General features: G+C 71.9%; 13 protein-coding genes. 9 read left to right on the top strand and 4 right to left on the bottom strand.

The genetic code is table 11. The features are described from left to right. Positions 1–91: 91 nt before the first annotated feature. A complete protein-coding gene (locus A6P39_RS05720) occupies positions 92–1,015 on the bottom strand; it encodes an SDR family oxidoreductase (protein WP_067051448.1) in 924 nt (307 codons plus the stop codon). An 84-nt stretch (positions 1,016–1,099) separates the two neighbouring features. Here A6P39_RS05720 and A6P39_RS05715 point away from each other — a divergent pair, with 84 nt between their 5' ends. Next, positions 1,100–1,693 (top strand): TetR/AcrR family transcriptional regulator, encoded by a 594-nt coding sequence (locus tag A6P39_RS05715; RefSeq protein WP_067051306.1) that lies wholly within the window; start codon positions 1,100–1,102, stop codon positions 1,691–1,693. Between the two features lie 121 nt (positions 1,694–1,814). Here the strand turns inward: A6P39_RS05715 and A6P39_RS05710 are convergent, their stop codons facing one another. After that, a complete protein-coding gene (locus A6P39_RS05710) occupies positions 1,815–4,160 on the bottom strand; it encodes a glycosyl hydrolase family 95 catalytic domain-containing protein (RefSeq protein ID WP_199840906.1) in 2,346 nt (781 codons plus the stop codon). A gap of 330 nt (positions 4,161–4,490) precedes the next feature. On the opposite strand from A6P39_RS05710, the gene A6P39_RS05705 reads away from it, so the two are divergent. Continuing rightward, positions 4,491–6,149 (top strand): penicillin-binding transpeptidase domain-containing protein, encoded by a 1,659-nt coding sequence (locus tag A6P39_RS05705; protein WP_067051304.1) that lies wholly within the window; start codon positions 4,491–4,493, stop codon positions 6,147–6,149. Between the two features lie 93 nt (positions 6,150–6,242). Here the strand turns inward: A6P39_RS05705 and A6P39_RS05700 are convergent, their stop codons facing one another. Continuing rightward, complete coding sequence (locus A6P39_RS05700) at positions 6,243–6,911, bottom strand: O-methyltransferase (RefSeq protein WP_067051302.1); 669 nt, start codon at positions 6,909–6,911, stop codon at positions 6,243–6,245. A 101-nt stretch (positions 6,912–7,012) separates the two neighbouring features. Between A6P39_RS05700 and A6P39_RS05695 the strand changes: the two genes are divergently transcribed. From A6P39_RS05695 to gap, 5 genes are all read left to right on the top strand, one after another. Next, on the top strand, positions 7,013–7,906 hold the full coding sequence (locus tag A6P39_RS05695; protein ID WP_067051300.1) for a winged helix-turn-helix transcriptional regulator: 894 nt from the start codon (positions 7,013–7,015) through the stop codon (positions 7,904–7,906). 187 nt (positions 7,907–8,093) lie between these two features. Continuing rightward, positions 8,094–9,545 carry an argininosuccinate synthase gene (gene argG / locus A6P39_RS05690; RefSeq protein ID WP_067051298.1) on the top strand — a complete coding sequence of 484 codons (1,452 nt, stop codon included), beginning with the start codon at positions 8,094–8,096 and terminating at the stop codon, positions 9,543–9,545. Positions 9,546–9,697: 152 nt separating this feature from the next. Then, positions 9,698–10,435 carry an SAM-dependent methyltransferase gene (locus A6P39_RS05685; protein ID WP_067051296.1) on the top strand — a complete coding sequence of 246 codons (738 nt, stop codon included), beginning with the start codon at positions 9,698–9,700 and terminating at the stop codon, positions 10,433–10,435. A gap of 54 nt (positions 10,436–10,489) precedes the next feature. Further along, positions 10,490–11,446 carry a GlxA family transcriptional regulator gene (locus A6P39_RS05680; RefSeq protein WP_067051293.1) on the top strand — a complete coding sequence of 319 codons (957 nt, stop codon included), beginning with the start codon at positions 10,490–10,492 and terminating at the stop codon, positions 11,444–11,446. Positions 11,447–11,559: 113 nt separating this feature from the next. Beyond that, a complete protein-coding gene (gene gap / locus A6P39_RS05675) occupies positions 11,560–12,558 on the top strand; it encodes a type I glyceraldehyde-3-phosphate dehydrogenase (protein ID WP_067051291.1) in 999 nt (332 codons plus the stop codon). 17 nt (positions 12,559–12,575) lie between these two features. Here gap and A6P39_RS05670 read toward each other — a convergent pair whose 3' ends face one another. After that, positions 12,576–13,379, bottom strand: coding sequence for a TSUP family transporter (locus A6P39_RS05670; RefSeq protein WP_199840905.1), 804 nt, complete (start codon positions 13,377–13,379; stop codon positions 12,576–12,578). 85 nt (positions 13,380–13,464) lie between these two features. Here A6P39_RS05670 and A6P39_RS05665 point away from each other — a divergent pair, with 85 nt between their 5' ends. Beyond that, the gene (locus A6P39_RS05665) at positions 13,465–14,244 is read left to right on the top strand and encodes an AraC family transcriptional regulator (protein WP_067051442.1); all 780 of its coding nucleotides are present in this window, start codon (positions 13,465–13,467) and stop codon (positions 14,242–14,244) included. Between the two features lie 98 nt (positions 14,245–14,342). Beyond that, entirely contained in the window at positions 14,343–15,374 is a 1,032-nt protein-coding gene (locus tag A6P39_RS05660) for a LacI family DNA-binding transcriptional regulator (protein ID WP_067051289.1), read from the top strand. Positions 15,375–15,397 lie beyond the last annotated feature (23 nt).

Genomic DNA, 15,397 nt, shown 5'->3' with positions numbered 1-15,397 from the left:
CGTTGGCCCGGAGCGGCGGCCTGGCCGGCGGGCTGGAGCGCCTGGGCCTGCCCGGAGGGTCCGACCGACGGCGGACCCTCCGGGCGGCCGGTCAGGCGGCGGTGGCCGGCGTGCGGAAGTAGTGGCCCTTGTCGAGGTCGTCGAGCAGGCCGAGGTGGGTCGGCTGCCAGTCCAGCAGCTCACGCGTGAAGGTGCTCGACATCGGGGCGTCGAGTCCGACGAAGCCGCTCAGCCAGCCGAAGTGCCCGGCCGCGGCCTCCGGGGCGACCGATGTCACCGGCACACCGAGGTGACGGCCGATCACTTCGGCGATCTCGCGCAGCGGGACGCCTTCCTCGGCACAGCCGTGCAGCACCGAGCCGGCGGGCGCCTTCTCGGCCGCCAGACGGAACAGCCGGGCGGCGTCGAAGCGGTGGACGGCGGGCCAGCGGTTGGAGCCGTCGCCGATGTAGCCGGAGACGCCCTTGTCACGCGCGACGGCGATCAGGCTCGTCATGAATCCGTTGTCCCCCTCGCCGTGACAGGTCGGGGAGAGCCGCACCACGCAGGAACGGATGCCGCGCGGGGCGAGTTCGAGCGTCGCCACGGAGGTGGCCGCACGGACGGAGATCGGCGAGCCGTCCATCACCGGCATGTCCCGCTCGGTCGCCAGGCGGCCGGGCGCGAGGCCGGCCACGCCGGAGGCGAGGACGAGGGGGCGGTCGGTGCCGGCGAGCACCTCACCGAGGGCGTCGACGGCGCGGCGGTCGGCCTCGGCGGCGCCCCGGAAGTCGCCGGAGAAGGCGATGTCGTGCTTGAAGGCGAGGTGGATCACGCCGTCCGAGGCGGCGGCCGCCTCGCGCAGGACGTCGAGGTCGTCGACGGTGCCTCGGACCACCTCGGCGCCGGCCTCGACGAGCGCGGCGGCCGAGGCCTCGGAGCGGGCGAGCCCGACGACCTGGTGTCCGGCGTCGAGGAGGTCGGGAACGAGGGCGGATCCGATCCAGCCGGAGGCGCCGGTGACGAAGATGCGCATGAGAAGCCCCAGAAAGTCGATGTCAGTGACTGTCATAGACGGTACACCTGATGGCAGTCGCTGTCATCACGTAGGATGCGGCGCATGGGTAGATGGGAGCCGGACGCGCGCGGACGCCTCGCGAAGGCAGCACTGGAGCTGTACGGCGAGCGCGGGTACGAGCTGACCACCGTGGCGGAGATCGCCAAGCGGGCCGGGCTCACGGAACGGACGTTCTTCCGGCACTACACCGACAAGCGCGAGGTGCTGTTCTCCGGGGCCGGTGAGCTGGAGCAACTGTTCGTCGGCGCGGTCGCGGGGGCCCCGGAGTCCGCGGCGCCGATCGATGCCCTGGCACGAGGGCTGTACGCCGTCGCCGAACTGTTCACCGACCGACGCGACTTCGCACGCGAACGGCATGCGGTCATCACGGCGAACGCCGAACTCCAGGAGCGCGAACTGATCAAGCTCGCCTCCCTGTCGGCCGCGCTCGCGGACGCCCTGCGCCGCCGGGACGTGCCGGAGCCGACCGCGAGCCTGGCTGCCGAGGCGGGTGTCGCCGTCTTCAAGATCGCCTTCGAACGCTGGATCGCGGCGGGCGAGGAACGCGTGTTGGCGGAACTGACGCGGGAGTCGCTCGCCGAACTGAAGGCGGTCACCGCGGGCGGTCAGGCAGCCGGGCGCTCGTCCGGGGGCTAAGTCCCGTCGAACTGCCGGGCATCCCGGTGTAGTTGCACCGGGACACCCGATTGCCGGCCCCAGGCGGAGAGCGGTGAGCGCGGCCCTGACCGGCTGGAACCTCCCTCCATGCGACATGGGACTACGGCAGGCCCCACGCCGGGCCCGGCTCGCTGATGGCCACGGGCGCGATGACGAGGTCGGGCCGGGAGCCGGAGTGGACGAGCACCTCGCGGCCTTTGGGCAGGTCGATGGCGAGGGTGCCGTCGCCGAGGTCCTGGGTGCGGGCTGGTGTCCCGTCGTCCAGCACGGTCGTGACGGTCCCGCCGAGGCCGTGCCGGAGCTTGAGCGGCTCGCCCGCCAGGCTCTTGACCCGGATGAACCGGGTGGCCCCGGCCGACCTGACGGCGCTGACCAGAAAGGCGCCCTGGGTACGGAAGTTGTGCAGGGTCACGTCCGCCCACGCGGACGGCACGGCCGGGAAGACGCGGACGGTGCCGCCCCAGCTCTGGCAGAACATGTCGTGCAGGGACTGCGAGGCGGACAGCGGTGTCTCGATGACCGGGCCCGCCTCCGTGTAGTGCGTGTTGGCGCGGCAGGGGTAGCGGGTGGCGGGGTCGAAGAACTTCCGCAGGTACGCGATCGCCGTGTCGCCGTCGCCGGTCATCGCGTACATCGAGGCGGCGCCGGTGTAGCTGTAGCCCCGGTGCGCGCCGGTCAGTGCGTGCCAGTGCGCCACCGACTTGGTGATCAGGTCCCGGTGCTCGGGCTGGTCCCAGTTGACGAGGTACAGCGGGTACACCATCAGAAGGTGCGAGTAGTGCCGGTGGGACTGGCTGTAGGGGGTGCCGGCGCCGATCATGAAGCCGTCGTCGTCGGTCGGGTACGGCGTGAGCCGGGCCAGCACCTCCTGCCAGCGCGGCTTCAACTCATCGTCGATGCCCAGGAGTTGGGCTGACTCGATGAGAGTCTGGCAGCCCCAGCGGATCAGGGCCAGGTCGTAGTTGGTGTCCTGCGGCGGCACGATGGGGTACTCGGGCGAGAGCGTGCTCGGCAGGTGCAGCTTGCCGTCGCTGCCCGGAGCGAGGAAGTGAAGGTAATAGCTGATCGCCCGGCGCAGCACCGGGTAGATCGTGTCGCGCAGCAGGGACGAGTCCATCGAGTGCCGGTACGACAGCCACACGTTGTGCAGCGCCCAGGTGAGGTCGCCGGTCTCGGCGCCGGTGCCCGGCTGCCCCACCGCACGGTCGGCGAACATGTCGGAGCTGCGGCCGACGCCTGAGCTGTCCGTGCGGTAGGCGGCGGGCACGTTGGCGGCAAGCTGTTCCTGGTTCTGCCGCAACGTGGTGGCGAGCGAGTCGAGTTCGGGGTGGTTGAAGCCCTGGATGAGCCAGTACTCCAGCTGGACGTTGAGGTTCCACCAGACGGCGGGCCAGGGTGTGGGCTCCAGCCACGGTCCGGACGTGGCCATCACCGGGCCGCCCGCGCGGCTGGCGGAGGCCACCTTGTAGAGCTGGATCCAGTGGAAGCTCTGCAGCCTCTGGTCGGGGAACGACACGAAGCTCTTCCGGTAGAACGCGTGCCACCAGTTCGTGTGCCGCTGCCGGAGCACTTCGTACGACGGGGCGCGCCGGAGGTTTTGCAGCGAGTCGGCCTCGGCGGCCGTGCCGGAGGGAAAGCCGTGTCCGACGCTGAGCAGGAGTGCGTCGCCGGAGCGGCGGTACGCGGTCGCGGTTCCGCCGCCGCCGGTCAGGGGCTGGAGCACCTGCTCCGTGCCGTCGGCGGTGGTCCGTGTGGTCCAGGGCGGGTTGGCGGTGTACCCGGTGGGCGGGGCCTCGCTGAGGTGCCGGGGGCTGAGTGCCTCCTCGGGGTGGAAGGTCCAGGTGACCTCCTCGCCGGCGGAGGCCGTGACGCGGGTGGCGAAGACCTCGTCGTGGATGAGCGCGGAGAGGGTGAGCGTGCCGGCGGTCGTGGTGACGGTGCCGGTCAGCTCGGCGTCGTACAGACTCAGGCGCCAGTCGACGGCGGTGATGGTGCCGACCGGATCGAGTGTCAGGTGCCCCACCGGCAACCGGCAGGTGCCCCAGCCGCTGCCGAACTCGGGGCGGTGGTCCTGGACGCGGCCGTGCTGAACGGTGAAACGGATCCGGTTGGCGCCGGGCTCCTGGTAGACCATGCTGCCGAGCAGCCCGTCGCCGAGGAACGGGCCCTCGTACCAGAGCGTCGGCAGTTTGGTCCACAACAGGTCCTGGCCGCGCAGGAAACGCTGCCACGAGCTGTCGGTGGTCATGGTGTCGCGCAGTCGCCAGGGCCGCCCCGAGGGTGCTCCCGACCGCACTTTTCGCGCCGACTGGACCGACCGGCCTGGCTGAACCGGCTGTCCGGCGTGGGCGGTTCCGGGCAGTGCCGCCACCGCCGCTCCGCCGAGTGCGGTGCCGAGCACGGATCTGCGGGGGACCGGCGAACGTTTCTCCGGCTGCGAGGTCATCGTTGCTCTCCCAAACCTGACGGTTCATCGAAACATCGGGTGTATCGGGGAACGTAGGGACGCCTTGTGGAACTGTCAATGACTGCAGCGGTGCTTGCTGCCCAGACACCTCCGATGTCTCTAGGGTCGTCTACTCCTCAGCGGACGTGGCCGCGCCCACCGCACCCGGCGGACTGCCGGCCGCCGACTCCACGGCGGGCGGCAGCAGCGGGCAGACGGCCCAAATCCCCGGAGTCCGACGGAACTTGGGGAAGCCGCTGCTTGTCGGTCCGATAACGATCCGCCGAAGACCGGCAGGTATCTCCATGGAATGTACATACGATTCTGCGTATGAACAGAGCTGTGAAGATCGGCCTTGCCGGTACCTGCACCGCGCTGCTCGCTCTCGGGGGAATCGGTACCTACAACCTGGTCCAGGGCCTGACCTCGGGCTCCGCGGGTGACGCCAAGCCCGCGCAGGGGAGCACCTTCGACGCGGCGGAACTGTCGAGCGCGCCGCCGTCGGGCGCCGAGGCGGTGAAGCTCACCCGCGCGTTCCTGGACAGCTGGTCCCGCAGTCACCTCGACGGCGCGGCGAGCGACACCGACGCGCCGGACGCCGCCTCGCAGGCGCTGCGGGACTACGCCGACGGCCTCCACCTGAAGAAGCTGTCGTTCGACCGCATCCTCTCCGCGGGGCCCTCGGCGGTGACGCCGGGCGCCACGAAGGTCACCTTCGCGGTCACCGCCCAGGTGGCGGGCGGCACCTGGACCTACCCCAGCGCGGTCGCGGTGCTGAAGGGCACGCACGGCCCGCTGGCGGTGCACTGGAACAACTCGGTGCTCTACCCGGGCATGGGCGACGGCCAGTCGCTGATCGCGGGCAAGCTGCCCGCCGACCCCGGCGCGACGAAGGTGGTCGCCGACGACGGCAAGACCGATCTGTCCGCCTTCGCGTCCCTGCGGGACATCACGGCGACGATCCGCAAGAACGCGGAGCCCGCCGGCGGCAGCGCCGACACGGGTGTGGCCGTGGTCGACGGCGGCGGTGCGGCCGTACAGACGCTGCAGGTCTTCACCAAGGGACGGGCTCCGGTGATCCGGACGACCATCGACGCCGGGCTCCAGGCGGTGGCCGAGGACGCGGTGAAGGACGCCCACCTCCAGGGCAAGCCCGCAGGAACCGTCGCGCTCGACTGGCGCAACGGTCACATCCTGGCGATCGCGCACACGGGCGGGGACGGGGACATCGCCATCAACGGCATCAAGTCGCCCGGCTCCACCATGAAGATCATCACCGCGGCGGCCCTCTTCGACCGGGCGGGACTCACCCCGAGCAGCCCGGCACCCTGCACGGACTCGGTGGTCGCCAACAGTCAGCTGTTCCACAACGACCCCGGAGTGCGGGCCGACCCCGGCTCCTCCCTCGCCCAGGCGTTCACCGTGTCGTGCAACACCGCCTTCATCAAGGACGGGTTCCACGAGCTGGTGCACGACGGCGACGCCTCCGCCCTGCACGACGAGGCCGTGAACGTCTTCGGCATGGGCAGCTGGTCCATCGGCGGCGGGGTCGCCACCACCGACCCGAGCATCCCGGCGGACGTGCAGGGCGGCGACCAGGCGGCCCAGTTCATCGGCCAGGGCAAGGTCACGGCCACCCCGCTGTTCATGGCCTCCGTGGCGGCGACCGTCCGCAACGCCGGCTTCGAACAGCCGGTCATCCTGCCCGGACAGCACCAGGACAACGCGCCACGGCCCCTGTCCGCCCGCACGGCCGGCCGTCTCCAGTCGATGATGCGCGACGTCGCCACCAGCGGTACGGCGGCTCCGCGCCTCGGCGGGCTGGCCGGCGTCGGCGCCAAGACAGGCACCGCGGAGGAAGGCGACCACACCAACGGCTGGCTGACCGCCTACGGCTCCCGCGTCTCGGTCGCGGCGCTGGTCGAAGGGGGAAGCTCCGGCGTGGACTCCGCCGGATACGTCGTCCGACGGCTGCTGACCGGCAGCTGACACCGGACTTCTGGGCGGGACGGGGAGACGCCGCCGTCCCGCCGGTCACTCGCCCACGCGGTCGGCCGTCGCGCTTGTCGCCCGGCTCCCCGGTCACTCCGTCACAAGCGCGAGGGTGAAGCCGTCGTAGCCCTTGCTGCCGACCGTCTGGAGCGTGGTCGCGGCCAGCTTGGGGTGCTCGGCGATGAGTTCGGTGAACCGGCGCACGCCCTGGACGCGCGGGTCGTCGCTCGCCGCGTCGGTGACCGCGCCGTCGCGGACGACGTTGTCGCCGACGATGACGCTCCCCGGCCGGGTCAGCTCGAGGGACCACTTCAGGTACTCCGGGTTGGCGGGCTTGTCGGCATCGATGAAGACCAGGTCGAACGGTCCGGCCTCTTCGGCGGCGAGCAGGGGCAGCGAGTCCTGCGCCCTGCCGACACGGATGTCGACGACATGGTCCAGCCCGGCACGGGCGATGTTGGCCGCGGCGACGGCGGCGTAGTGCGGGTCGCTCTCGAGCGTGACCAGGCGGCCGTCGTCCGGCAGGGCCCGGGCGAGCCAGATGGTGCTGTAACCGCCCAGGGTGCCGATCTCCAGGATCCTGCGGGCGCCCCTGATCCTGGCGAGCAGGTTCAGCAGCTTGCCCTGGTTCGGGGCCACCTGGATCGGCGGCAGCCCTGCCGAGTCGCCGTCACCGGCGGCCGAGAGCAGGGCGTCGTCCTCCGGTACGAGCAGACCGTTGAAGTAGTCGTCGACGGCGGTCCACGTCTGCTGGGACAAGTCAGTTCCCTTTCGATACTCACTGGGTTTCGAATGGGAACCTACTATGGGTGTTCAACAGCCTGTCAATGGATTTCGTGGTGTGCCTGGGGAGCGCGAGGATGAGTGCACGGCGGGTGGCCGACGACGCCTGCGGCATCGCACAGGCCGCGGCGGTGGTGGGGGACTGGTGGAGCCTGCTCGTCCTGCGGGAGATCGCCCGCGGCCATGTGCGCTTCGACCGGCTCGCCGGTGAACTGGGCGTCTCCCGCAAGATCCTCACCGAGCGGCTGCGCACCCTGACCGAACATCAGGTGCTGGAGCGACGCCGGTACCAGGACCGGCCGCCCCGTTACGAGTACGTCCTGACCGAACAGGGCCGCGGCCTGGTGCCCGTGCTGGTGGCGCTCCAGGACTGGGCCGACCGCTGGCTGCTCGGCGACGGCACGCTCACCGGCGAGGTCCCCGGTGGCGGGGCCGAGGCCCAGCGGGTCGCGTCGCTCGTCGGTGAGAGCGTCCCCGCCGGTCTGTGCCTGCCCGGGACCGACGGCCGCGCCCACGACCCGGTGGCCGCCGGACCCCGCCCGACGGTGCTGTTCGCCTACCCGGCGGCCGGCATCCCCGGTGTCCCGGCCGACCTGGCCGGACCCCCGGTCCCGGGCAGCGGCGGCTGTACCCTGGAGAACCGCCAATTCCGCGCCGCCTGGCCGCAGTTCGAGGCCGCGGGGATCGCCGTGCACGGCGTGAGCACCCAGACACCCGAGGAACAGGCCACCTTCGCCCGGGCCGAGGACCTGCCCTTCCCGCTGCTGTCCGACGCCCAGCTCCAGCTCACCGCGGCCCTGCGCCTGCCGACCTTCCGGGCCGGACAGCACCTGCGCATCAAACGTCTCCTCCTCGTCGTAGGACCCGACCGGACGGTACGGCACGCCCTCTTCCCGGTCACCGACATCCCCGCAGCCGTGACGCAGGCGCTGGCCCTCGCCGCTGCCGTCGCCGGGAGCCCTTCCGCATGACCGGGCCCGGTGCGCCGGAACCGGTGTGACGGCGCGACGGCCGGTCTGCTCCTGCGCGCGTCATCGAGCTGTCCGGCTGGAAGGCCGAAGGGGCCGAGAGGGGGCCGGGTGACTGAGAGGGGGCCGGTTCGACACCGATCGGCATCTGGGCTATGCATGGCCATACGGAATAGTGCATACTCTTCCTATGTCCAAGGTCCTCACCTCCCTTCCGGTCGGCGAGCGCGTCGGCATCGCCTTCTCCGGCGGCCTCGACACCTCGGTCGCCGTCGCGTGGATGCGCGACAAGGGTGCCGTCCCGTGCACCTACACCGCCGACATCGGCCAGTACGACGAGCCCGACATCGCCTCGGTGCCGGGCCGTGCGGCGACCTACGGTGCGGAGATCTCGCGCCTGGTCGACTGCCGCGCGGCCCTGGTCGAGGAGGGGCTGGCCGCGCTCGCGTGCGGTGCGTTCCACATCCGCTCCGGCGGGCGTGCCTACTTCAACACCACGCCCCTCGGCCGCGCCGTCACCGGCACCCTGCTGGTGCGGGCGATGCTCGAGGACGACGTGCAGATCTGGGGCGACGGCTCCACCTTCAAGGGCAACGACATCGAGCGGTTCTACCGCTACGGCCTGCTCGCCAACCCGCATCTGCGGATCTACAAGCCCTGGCTGGACGCGGACTTCGTGACCGAACTGGGTGGCCGCAAGGAGATGTCGGAGTGGCTGCTCGCGCACGGTCTGCCGTACCGCGACAGCACGGAGAAGGCCTACTCGACGGACGCGAACATCTGGGGCGCCACCCACGAGGCGAAGACCCTGGAGCACCTGGACAACGGCGTGGAGACCGTTGAGCCGATCATGGGCGTGCGGTTCTGGGACCCCACGGTCGAGATCCTCGCCGAGGACGTGACGATCGGCTTCGACCAGGGCCGCCCGGTGACGATCAACGGCAAGGAGTTCGCCTCCCCGGTCGAGCTGGTGATGGAGGCCAACGCCATCGGCGGCCGGCACGGCCTCGGCATGTCGGACCAGATCGAGAACCGGATCATCGAGGCCAAGAGCCGCGGCATCTACGAGGCCCCCGGCATGGCCCTGCTGCACGCGGCCTACGAGCGGCTGGTCAACGCGATCCACAACGAGGACACCCTCGCCCAGTACCACAGCGAGGGCCGCAAGCTCGGCCGCCTGATGTACGAGGGCCGCTGGCTGGACCCGCAGGCGCTGATGATCCGTGAGTCGCTGCAGCGCTGGGTCGGCGTGGCGGTCACCGGCGAGGTGACGCTGCGGCTGCGGCGCGGCGAGGACTACTCGATCCTGGACACCACGGGCCCGGCGTTCAGCTACCACCCGGACAAGCTGTCCATGGAGCGCACCGAGGACTCGGCGTTCGGCCCGTCCGACCGCATCGGCCAGCTCACCATGCGCAACCTCGACATCGCCGACTCCCGCGCACGCCTGGAGCAGTACGCGGGCCTGGGCATGGTCGGCAGCGAGCACCCGGCGCTGATCGGGGCGGCCCAGGCGGCCTCGACGGGTCTGATCGGCGCGATGGCCCACGGCGGCGCCGAGGCGATCGCCTCGCGCGGCGAGGCCCCGGAGGAAGAGGACGTGCTGCTCGACCGCGCCGCGATGGAGGCCGGCACGGACTGATCCCGCTCAGCGGTCGTACGCCCCGAGCAGTGTGCCCCGTCGGTCCTCCACCGGCGGGGCACACTGCCGCGACGGGCGGCGACGGCTGTGTGTCACCCGACGCGCCGAAACCACGTCACGGAAACGGCGGGCCCGGCTGGCATGCTCACAGGGTGGACCGTGACCTGATCTCCCGCCTCGCCCATGGCGACCACCCGATCGCCGCCCCCGTCTGCGACGAGTCCGTGCACCGGCTGCTCCGGCGCAGCATCCACCGCCCCGACGCCCGGCTCCTCGACCTCGGCTGCGGAACCGGCGAATGGCTGGTCCGCGCCCTGAGCACCTACCCGGGCGTGCGCGCCGACGGAGTGGACCTCTCCGACGGCGCCCTGGCACGGGCCGGTGCACGCGCCGCGGAACTCGGCGTACAGGACCGCCTCACCCTGCACCGCAAGGACGCCGCGGTCTTCCGCTCCGCGCACTCCTTCGACCTCGTACTCAGCGTGGGCGCGGCACATGCCTTCGGCGGGCTGCTGCCCACCCTGGCTGCGGTGCGCACCCAGCTGGCCCCCGGCGGCCGTGTCCTCGTCGGCGAGGGCATCTGGGAGCGCGAACCCAGCCAGGAAGCGATCAAGATGCTCGGCGACTTCGCCGACCTGCGCACGACCGTGGACCGGGTGGCCGCCGCTGGCTGGACCCCGGTGTACGGGCATGTGAGCACACGTCAGGAACTGGACGACTACGAGTGGTCCTGGACCGGATCACTGGCGTCCTGGGCCCTCGACCACCCGGACGACCCGGACGCCGAGGAGGCGCTCGCGACGGCCGCGGACCACCGCGAGGAATGGCTGCGCGGCTACCGCGACGTCTTCGGCTTCGTCTGCCTCGTCCTGCGCAGGACGGGCGACTGACCCCACCCGGACGCGGCGGCCGGCCTCGCCCGCGCCTCTCGTACCCTGGTCGCCGTGCCCGCCTCCCGCCTGCGCCGCGTCGCCGTCCTCGTCCTCGACGGCGCGAAGCCGCTCGACGTCGGCATCCCCGCGCAGGTGTTCACCACCCGGGCGAGCATGCCGTACGAGGTGCGGGTGTGCGGCGCGGCGCCCGGACTCGTGACCGGCGGCGACGGACTGTCGTACCACGTCGCCCACGGTCTCGACGCGCTCGTCTGGGCCGACATCGTCTTCATCCCCGGCTACCGCTCCCCGGACCGGGACGACCCGCCGCGGGCCGTGATCGACGCGCTGCTCGCCGCCCACGCCCGGGGAGCGCGGCTCGCCGCCATCTCCACGGGCGCCTTCGCCCTCGCCGCCACCGGCCTGCTCGACGGCAGACGCGCGACGACCCACTGGCACTACACACGGGCGCTCGCAGCCAAGCATCCGCTGATCCAGGTGGACGAGAACGTGCTGTTCGTCGACGAGGGCAGCGTCTTGACCTCGGCCGGCGCCGCCTCCGGCATCGACCTGTGCCTGCACATCCTGCGCGGTGACCTCGGCGTCGCCGCGTCGAACCACGCCGCCCGGCGCCTGGTCGCCGCCCCCTACCGCAGCGGCGGCCAGGCCCAGTACGTACCCCGCAGCGTCCCCGAGCCGCTCGGCGAACGGTTCGCCGCGACCCGCGAATGGGCCCTGCACCGGCTCGGCGAACCCCTGACCCTCGCCGCGCTCGCCCGGCACGCGGCGGTCTCCCCGCGCACGTTCTCCCGGCGCTTCGTCGAGGACACCGGATACACACCGATGCAGTGGGTCATGCGAGCCCGCGTCGACCTGGCCCGTGAGCTGCTGGAGCGCTCGGAGCGCAGCGTCGAGCAGATCGCCGTCGACGTCGGCCTCGGCACCGGCGCGAACCTGCGGATGCACTTCCAGCAGATCCTCGGGACCACCCCGAGCGAGTACCGGCGCACCTTCACCCGGGGCGAGTAGCAGCGGGGCTGGCGCGATCCTTGCGAACCATGGCGCTCCGGACACGGCCAGGCCTGCACGCGACACGCGACGCTGTTGGTGACCCGCAGTGAACACCCGGAGGGACACCACTCGTGACGCGCATCGCCATCAACGGATTCGGCCGCATCGGACGCAACGTGCTGCGCGCGCTGCTGGAACGCGACAGCGAACTCGAGGTCGTCGCCGTCAACGACCTCGCCGAGCCCGCGGCTTTGGCCCGGCTCCTCGCCTACGACAGCACGGCCGGCCGGCTCGGCCGCCCGGTGGCCGCCGACGGCGACGACCTCGTCGTGGACGGCCGCCGTATCAAGGTGCTCGCCGAACGCGAACCGGAGCGGCTGCCCTGGGCCGAACTCGGCGTGGAGATCGTGCTGGAGGCCACCGGCCGCTTCACCTCGGCCAAGGCCGCCCGCGCGCACCTCGACGCGGGCGCCCGGAAGGTGCTCGTCAGCGCCCCGTCGGACGGCGCCGACGTCACCCTCGCCTTCGGGGTCAACACCGACGCCTACGACCCGGCCCTGCACACGATCGTCTCGAACGCCTCCTGCACCACCAACGCCCTCGCACCGCTCGCCGCGGTCCTGGACGAACTCGCAGGAATCGAGCATGGGTTCATGACCACGGTGCACGCCTACACCCAGGAACAGAACCTCCAGGACGGCCCGCACCGCGACGCCCGGCGTGCCCGTGCCGCCGCGGTCAACATCGTGCCGACCACGACGGGCGCCGCCAAGGCGATCGGCCACGTACTGCCGAACCTCGACGGCAAGCTGTCCGGCGACTCCATCCGCGTGCCCGTTCCGGTGGGCTCGATCGTGGAACTCAACACCACCGTCGGCCGCGACGTCACCCGTGACGACGTGCTGGAGGCCTACCGCACCGCGGCACAGGGGCCGCTGGCCGGCATCCTCGAGTACTCGGACGACCCGCTCGTGTCGTCCGACATCACGGGCAACCCGGCCTCCTCGATCTTCGACTCGGCCCTCACCCGTGTGGACGGCCGGCACGTCAAGGTGGTCGCCTGGTACGACAACGAGTGGGGCTTCTCGAACCGGGTGATCGACACCCTCGAACTCCTCGCCGCCCGCTGACCGGACGCCCCGCACACTCAGCCCGCCAGCAGCATCGCCGCCTCCACGACGCCGAGCAGCCCGAGATACGCCCAGGCGTGGGTGCGGTCGGGGATGCGCGGCGGGCGTCGGCGCAGGACCACGATGACGGGCAGGGCACCGAGGAGCAGTGCTGCCGCCGCGCGGACGTCGACCAGACCCACCAGGTGCGGGTCCGTCCGCCCGGCGGCCACGCCCGCGCTGCCGCACAGGCAGAGCACGGTGGCCGGCAGCGCGATGGCGAGGGTGAGCGGGTTGGCCAGCGTGGTCGCCACCCGCATCGGGTGACCGGCCCGGCGCAGCGCGGGCACGGTCATGACACTGCCGCCCACACCGAGGAAGGCGGCCACCGCGCCGATCGGAGCCCCGAGCACGGGCGGCAGCGGACGCCGTACCCCGCCGGCCGTCCCCGGCTGCGCGCGCGGACGCAGGAAACCGGGGCGCAGCAGCAGATCACCGATGGTGAGGGCGACGTACGCGACGAACCCCCAGCGGGCGGAACCGGCGGGGGCGTGGCGGGTGGCGAGCGCACCGGCCGCGCCGCCGGCCGCCAGCAGAAGCAGCAGCGCCCCGCTGCCGCGCAGCGCGGACAGCGCACGACGCGCAGTGACGGCCGTGGCGAACCCCGCGTTCACCAGCATCACCAGGGCCGAGGTGGCCGTGGCCACCCGGATCGCGTCCGCGCCGAGGGCGGCGTTCGCCCACACCACGACCGGAACCGCGACGAACCCGCCGCCGAATCCGAACAACACGGTCGTCGCCCCGGTGACCAGCCCGATACCAAGAAGTGCCATCACGTTCACGGCAGCCACTCCACCAGCCGGACCGGGCTTCCCGCATGCGATGGTCGGCACGATTCCTTCGAGAGACGGCCATAGAGTGGACCGGGTGAAGCACGTCTCCCTGGCCGACTACGACCACGTCGACCGAGCCGTCCTGCCGATCGGCACCGACTACCCGACCGGACGGCTCCTCGACTGGCACGAGCACCGGCGGGCACAGTTCCTCCACGGCGCCACCGGCGTCATGGTCGTCGACACTCCCGGGGGCACCTGGACCGTGCCGCCCGAGCGGGCCGTGCTGATCCCGGCCGCCACCCGGCACCGGGTCCGCATGGACGGGGTGAGCACCCGCAGCCTGTACATCGAACCCGGTGCCGTGCCCTGGTGGCCCGCCACCTGCATGGTCGTCGACGTTCCCCCGCTGCTGCGCGAACTGCTCCTGGCCGCCGTCGAGTTCGAGGCCGACTACAGCCTCTCCGGCCGCGACGGCTGCCTCGTCGCGCTCCTGCTGCACGAGATAGCGGCACGCGCCCCGCTCCCGTTCCACGTGGCGATCCCCGCCACCCCCGACCTCGCGGAGCTGTGCCGCGCCTACCTGGCCGCCCCGGACGCCGGCGTCACCAACGCCGACTGGGCCGCGCGGACGGCCATGAGCGAACGGGCCTTCACCCGGCGATTCCGTGCGCAGACCGGCGAGAGCCCGGCGGTGTGGCGCACCCGGGCGCGGCTGCTCGCCGCCGTCCCGCTGCTGCGCACGGCATCGGTCACCGAGGTCTCCGGCCGCCTCGGCTACGCCTCGCCCGCCGCACTGACGGCCGCCTTCACCCGGGCCTTCGGCATGCCACCGTCCCGCTTCTGCGCAAGCCGTCCCGAAGGCACGGTGTAAAACGACTTAAAGCGATTTAAGTGCTGGTACCATCGGCCTTGTTTTCACGAGGGCGTCATGGGTGTTGCAACAGGAGAATCCGCCGCGGGGAGGCACAAGTGGACGACGACGCTTCCGTGCGTCACCGCAACGGCGCGCGCAAACGCCCCAGGCTCGAGGACGTCGCCGCCCGGGTCGGCGTGTCCACGGCATCGGTGTCCCTGGTGCTGCGCGGTGTCCCCGGCCCCAGTGAGCGGACCCGTCAGCGTGTCCTCAAGGCCGCCGCGGATCTCGGCTACCAGGTGGACCGCACCGCCAGCACGCTGGCCAGCAGGCGCAGCCGGCTGCTCGGCGTCATGGTCGACATCCACAGCCCCTTCCATGCCGACCTGGTCGAGCATCTGCACACAGCGGCCGAGGAGGTCGGCTACGACCTCGTCCTGAGCACGCTCACCCGCACCCGCGACGAGCAGACCGCGGTGGAGACCCTGCTGGCCTTCCGCAGTGAGGCACTGATCCTGCTCGGCCCGACCATGCCGGCCGACGCGCTCACCGCGCTCGACGGCAAGGCTCCCGTGATCGCCGTCGGCAGCCGGATCGCCGGCGCCGCGCTGGACGTCGTGCGGACAGCGGACGACGACGGCGTGGGCCAGGTGACCGATCACCTCGTCGGGCTCGGACACCGCGAGATCGCCTACGTCGACGGCGGCAAGGGGGTCATCGCCACCGACCGGCGCCGCGGCTATCGCACGGCCATGCGCCGTCACGGCCTGGCCGACCAGGTCAGGATCCTCACCGGAGACAACACCGAGGCGAGCGGTGAGCGTGCGGCCCGGCACCTGCTCGACGGCTCCCGACTGCCCACCGCCGTGGTCGCGTTCAACGACCAGTGCGCCATCGGTGTGCTGGCGGCGCTGACCCGCGCCGGTGTCGCCGTCCCCGGCCAGGTGTCCGTGGCCGGCTACGACGACGATACGCTCGCCCGGCTGAGCTGCTTCAACCTCACCACCGTCAGCCAGGGCGCCCGGGAGCAGGCCCGGCACGCGGTGACCGCGGCCGTGGAGCGCCTCGACCAGGACCGCACCGAGCCTCGCGAGGTCGTCCTCACCCCGCACCTCGTCGTACGCGGCACCACGGCCGCACCTGCCTGACGAGTACGGCGGCGTAGCGGGCG

Origin of the sequence: Streptomyces sp. FXJ1.172, from assembly GCF_001636945.3 — a bacterium.
Classification (GTDB): domain Bacteria; phylum Actinomycetota; class Actinomycetes; order Streptomycetales; family Streptomycetaceae; genus Streptomyces.
Note: the sequence above shows the minus strand (reverse complement) of the source record. Positions and strands in the feature narration are given on the sequence as shown.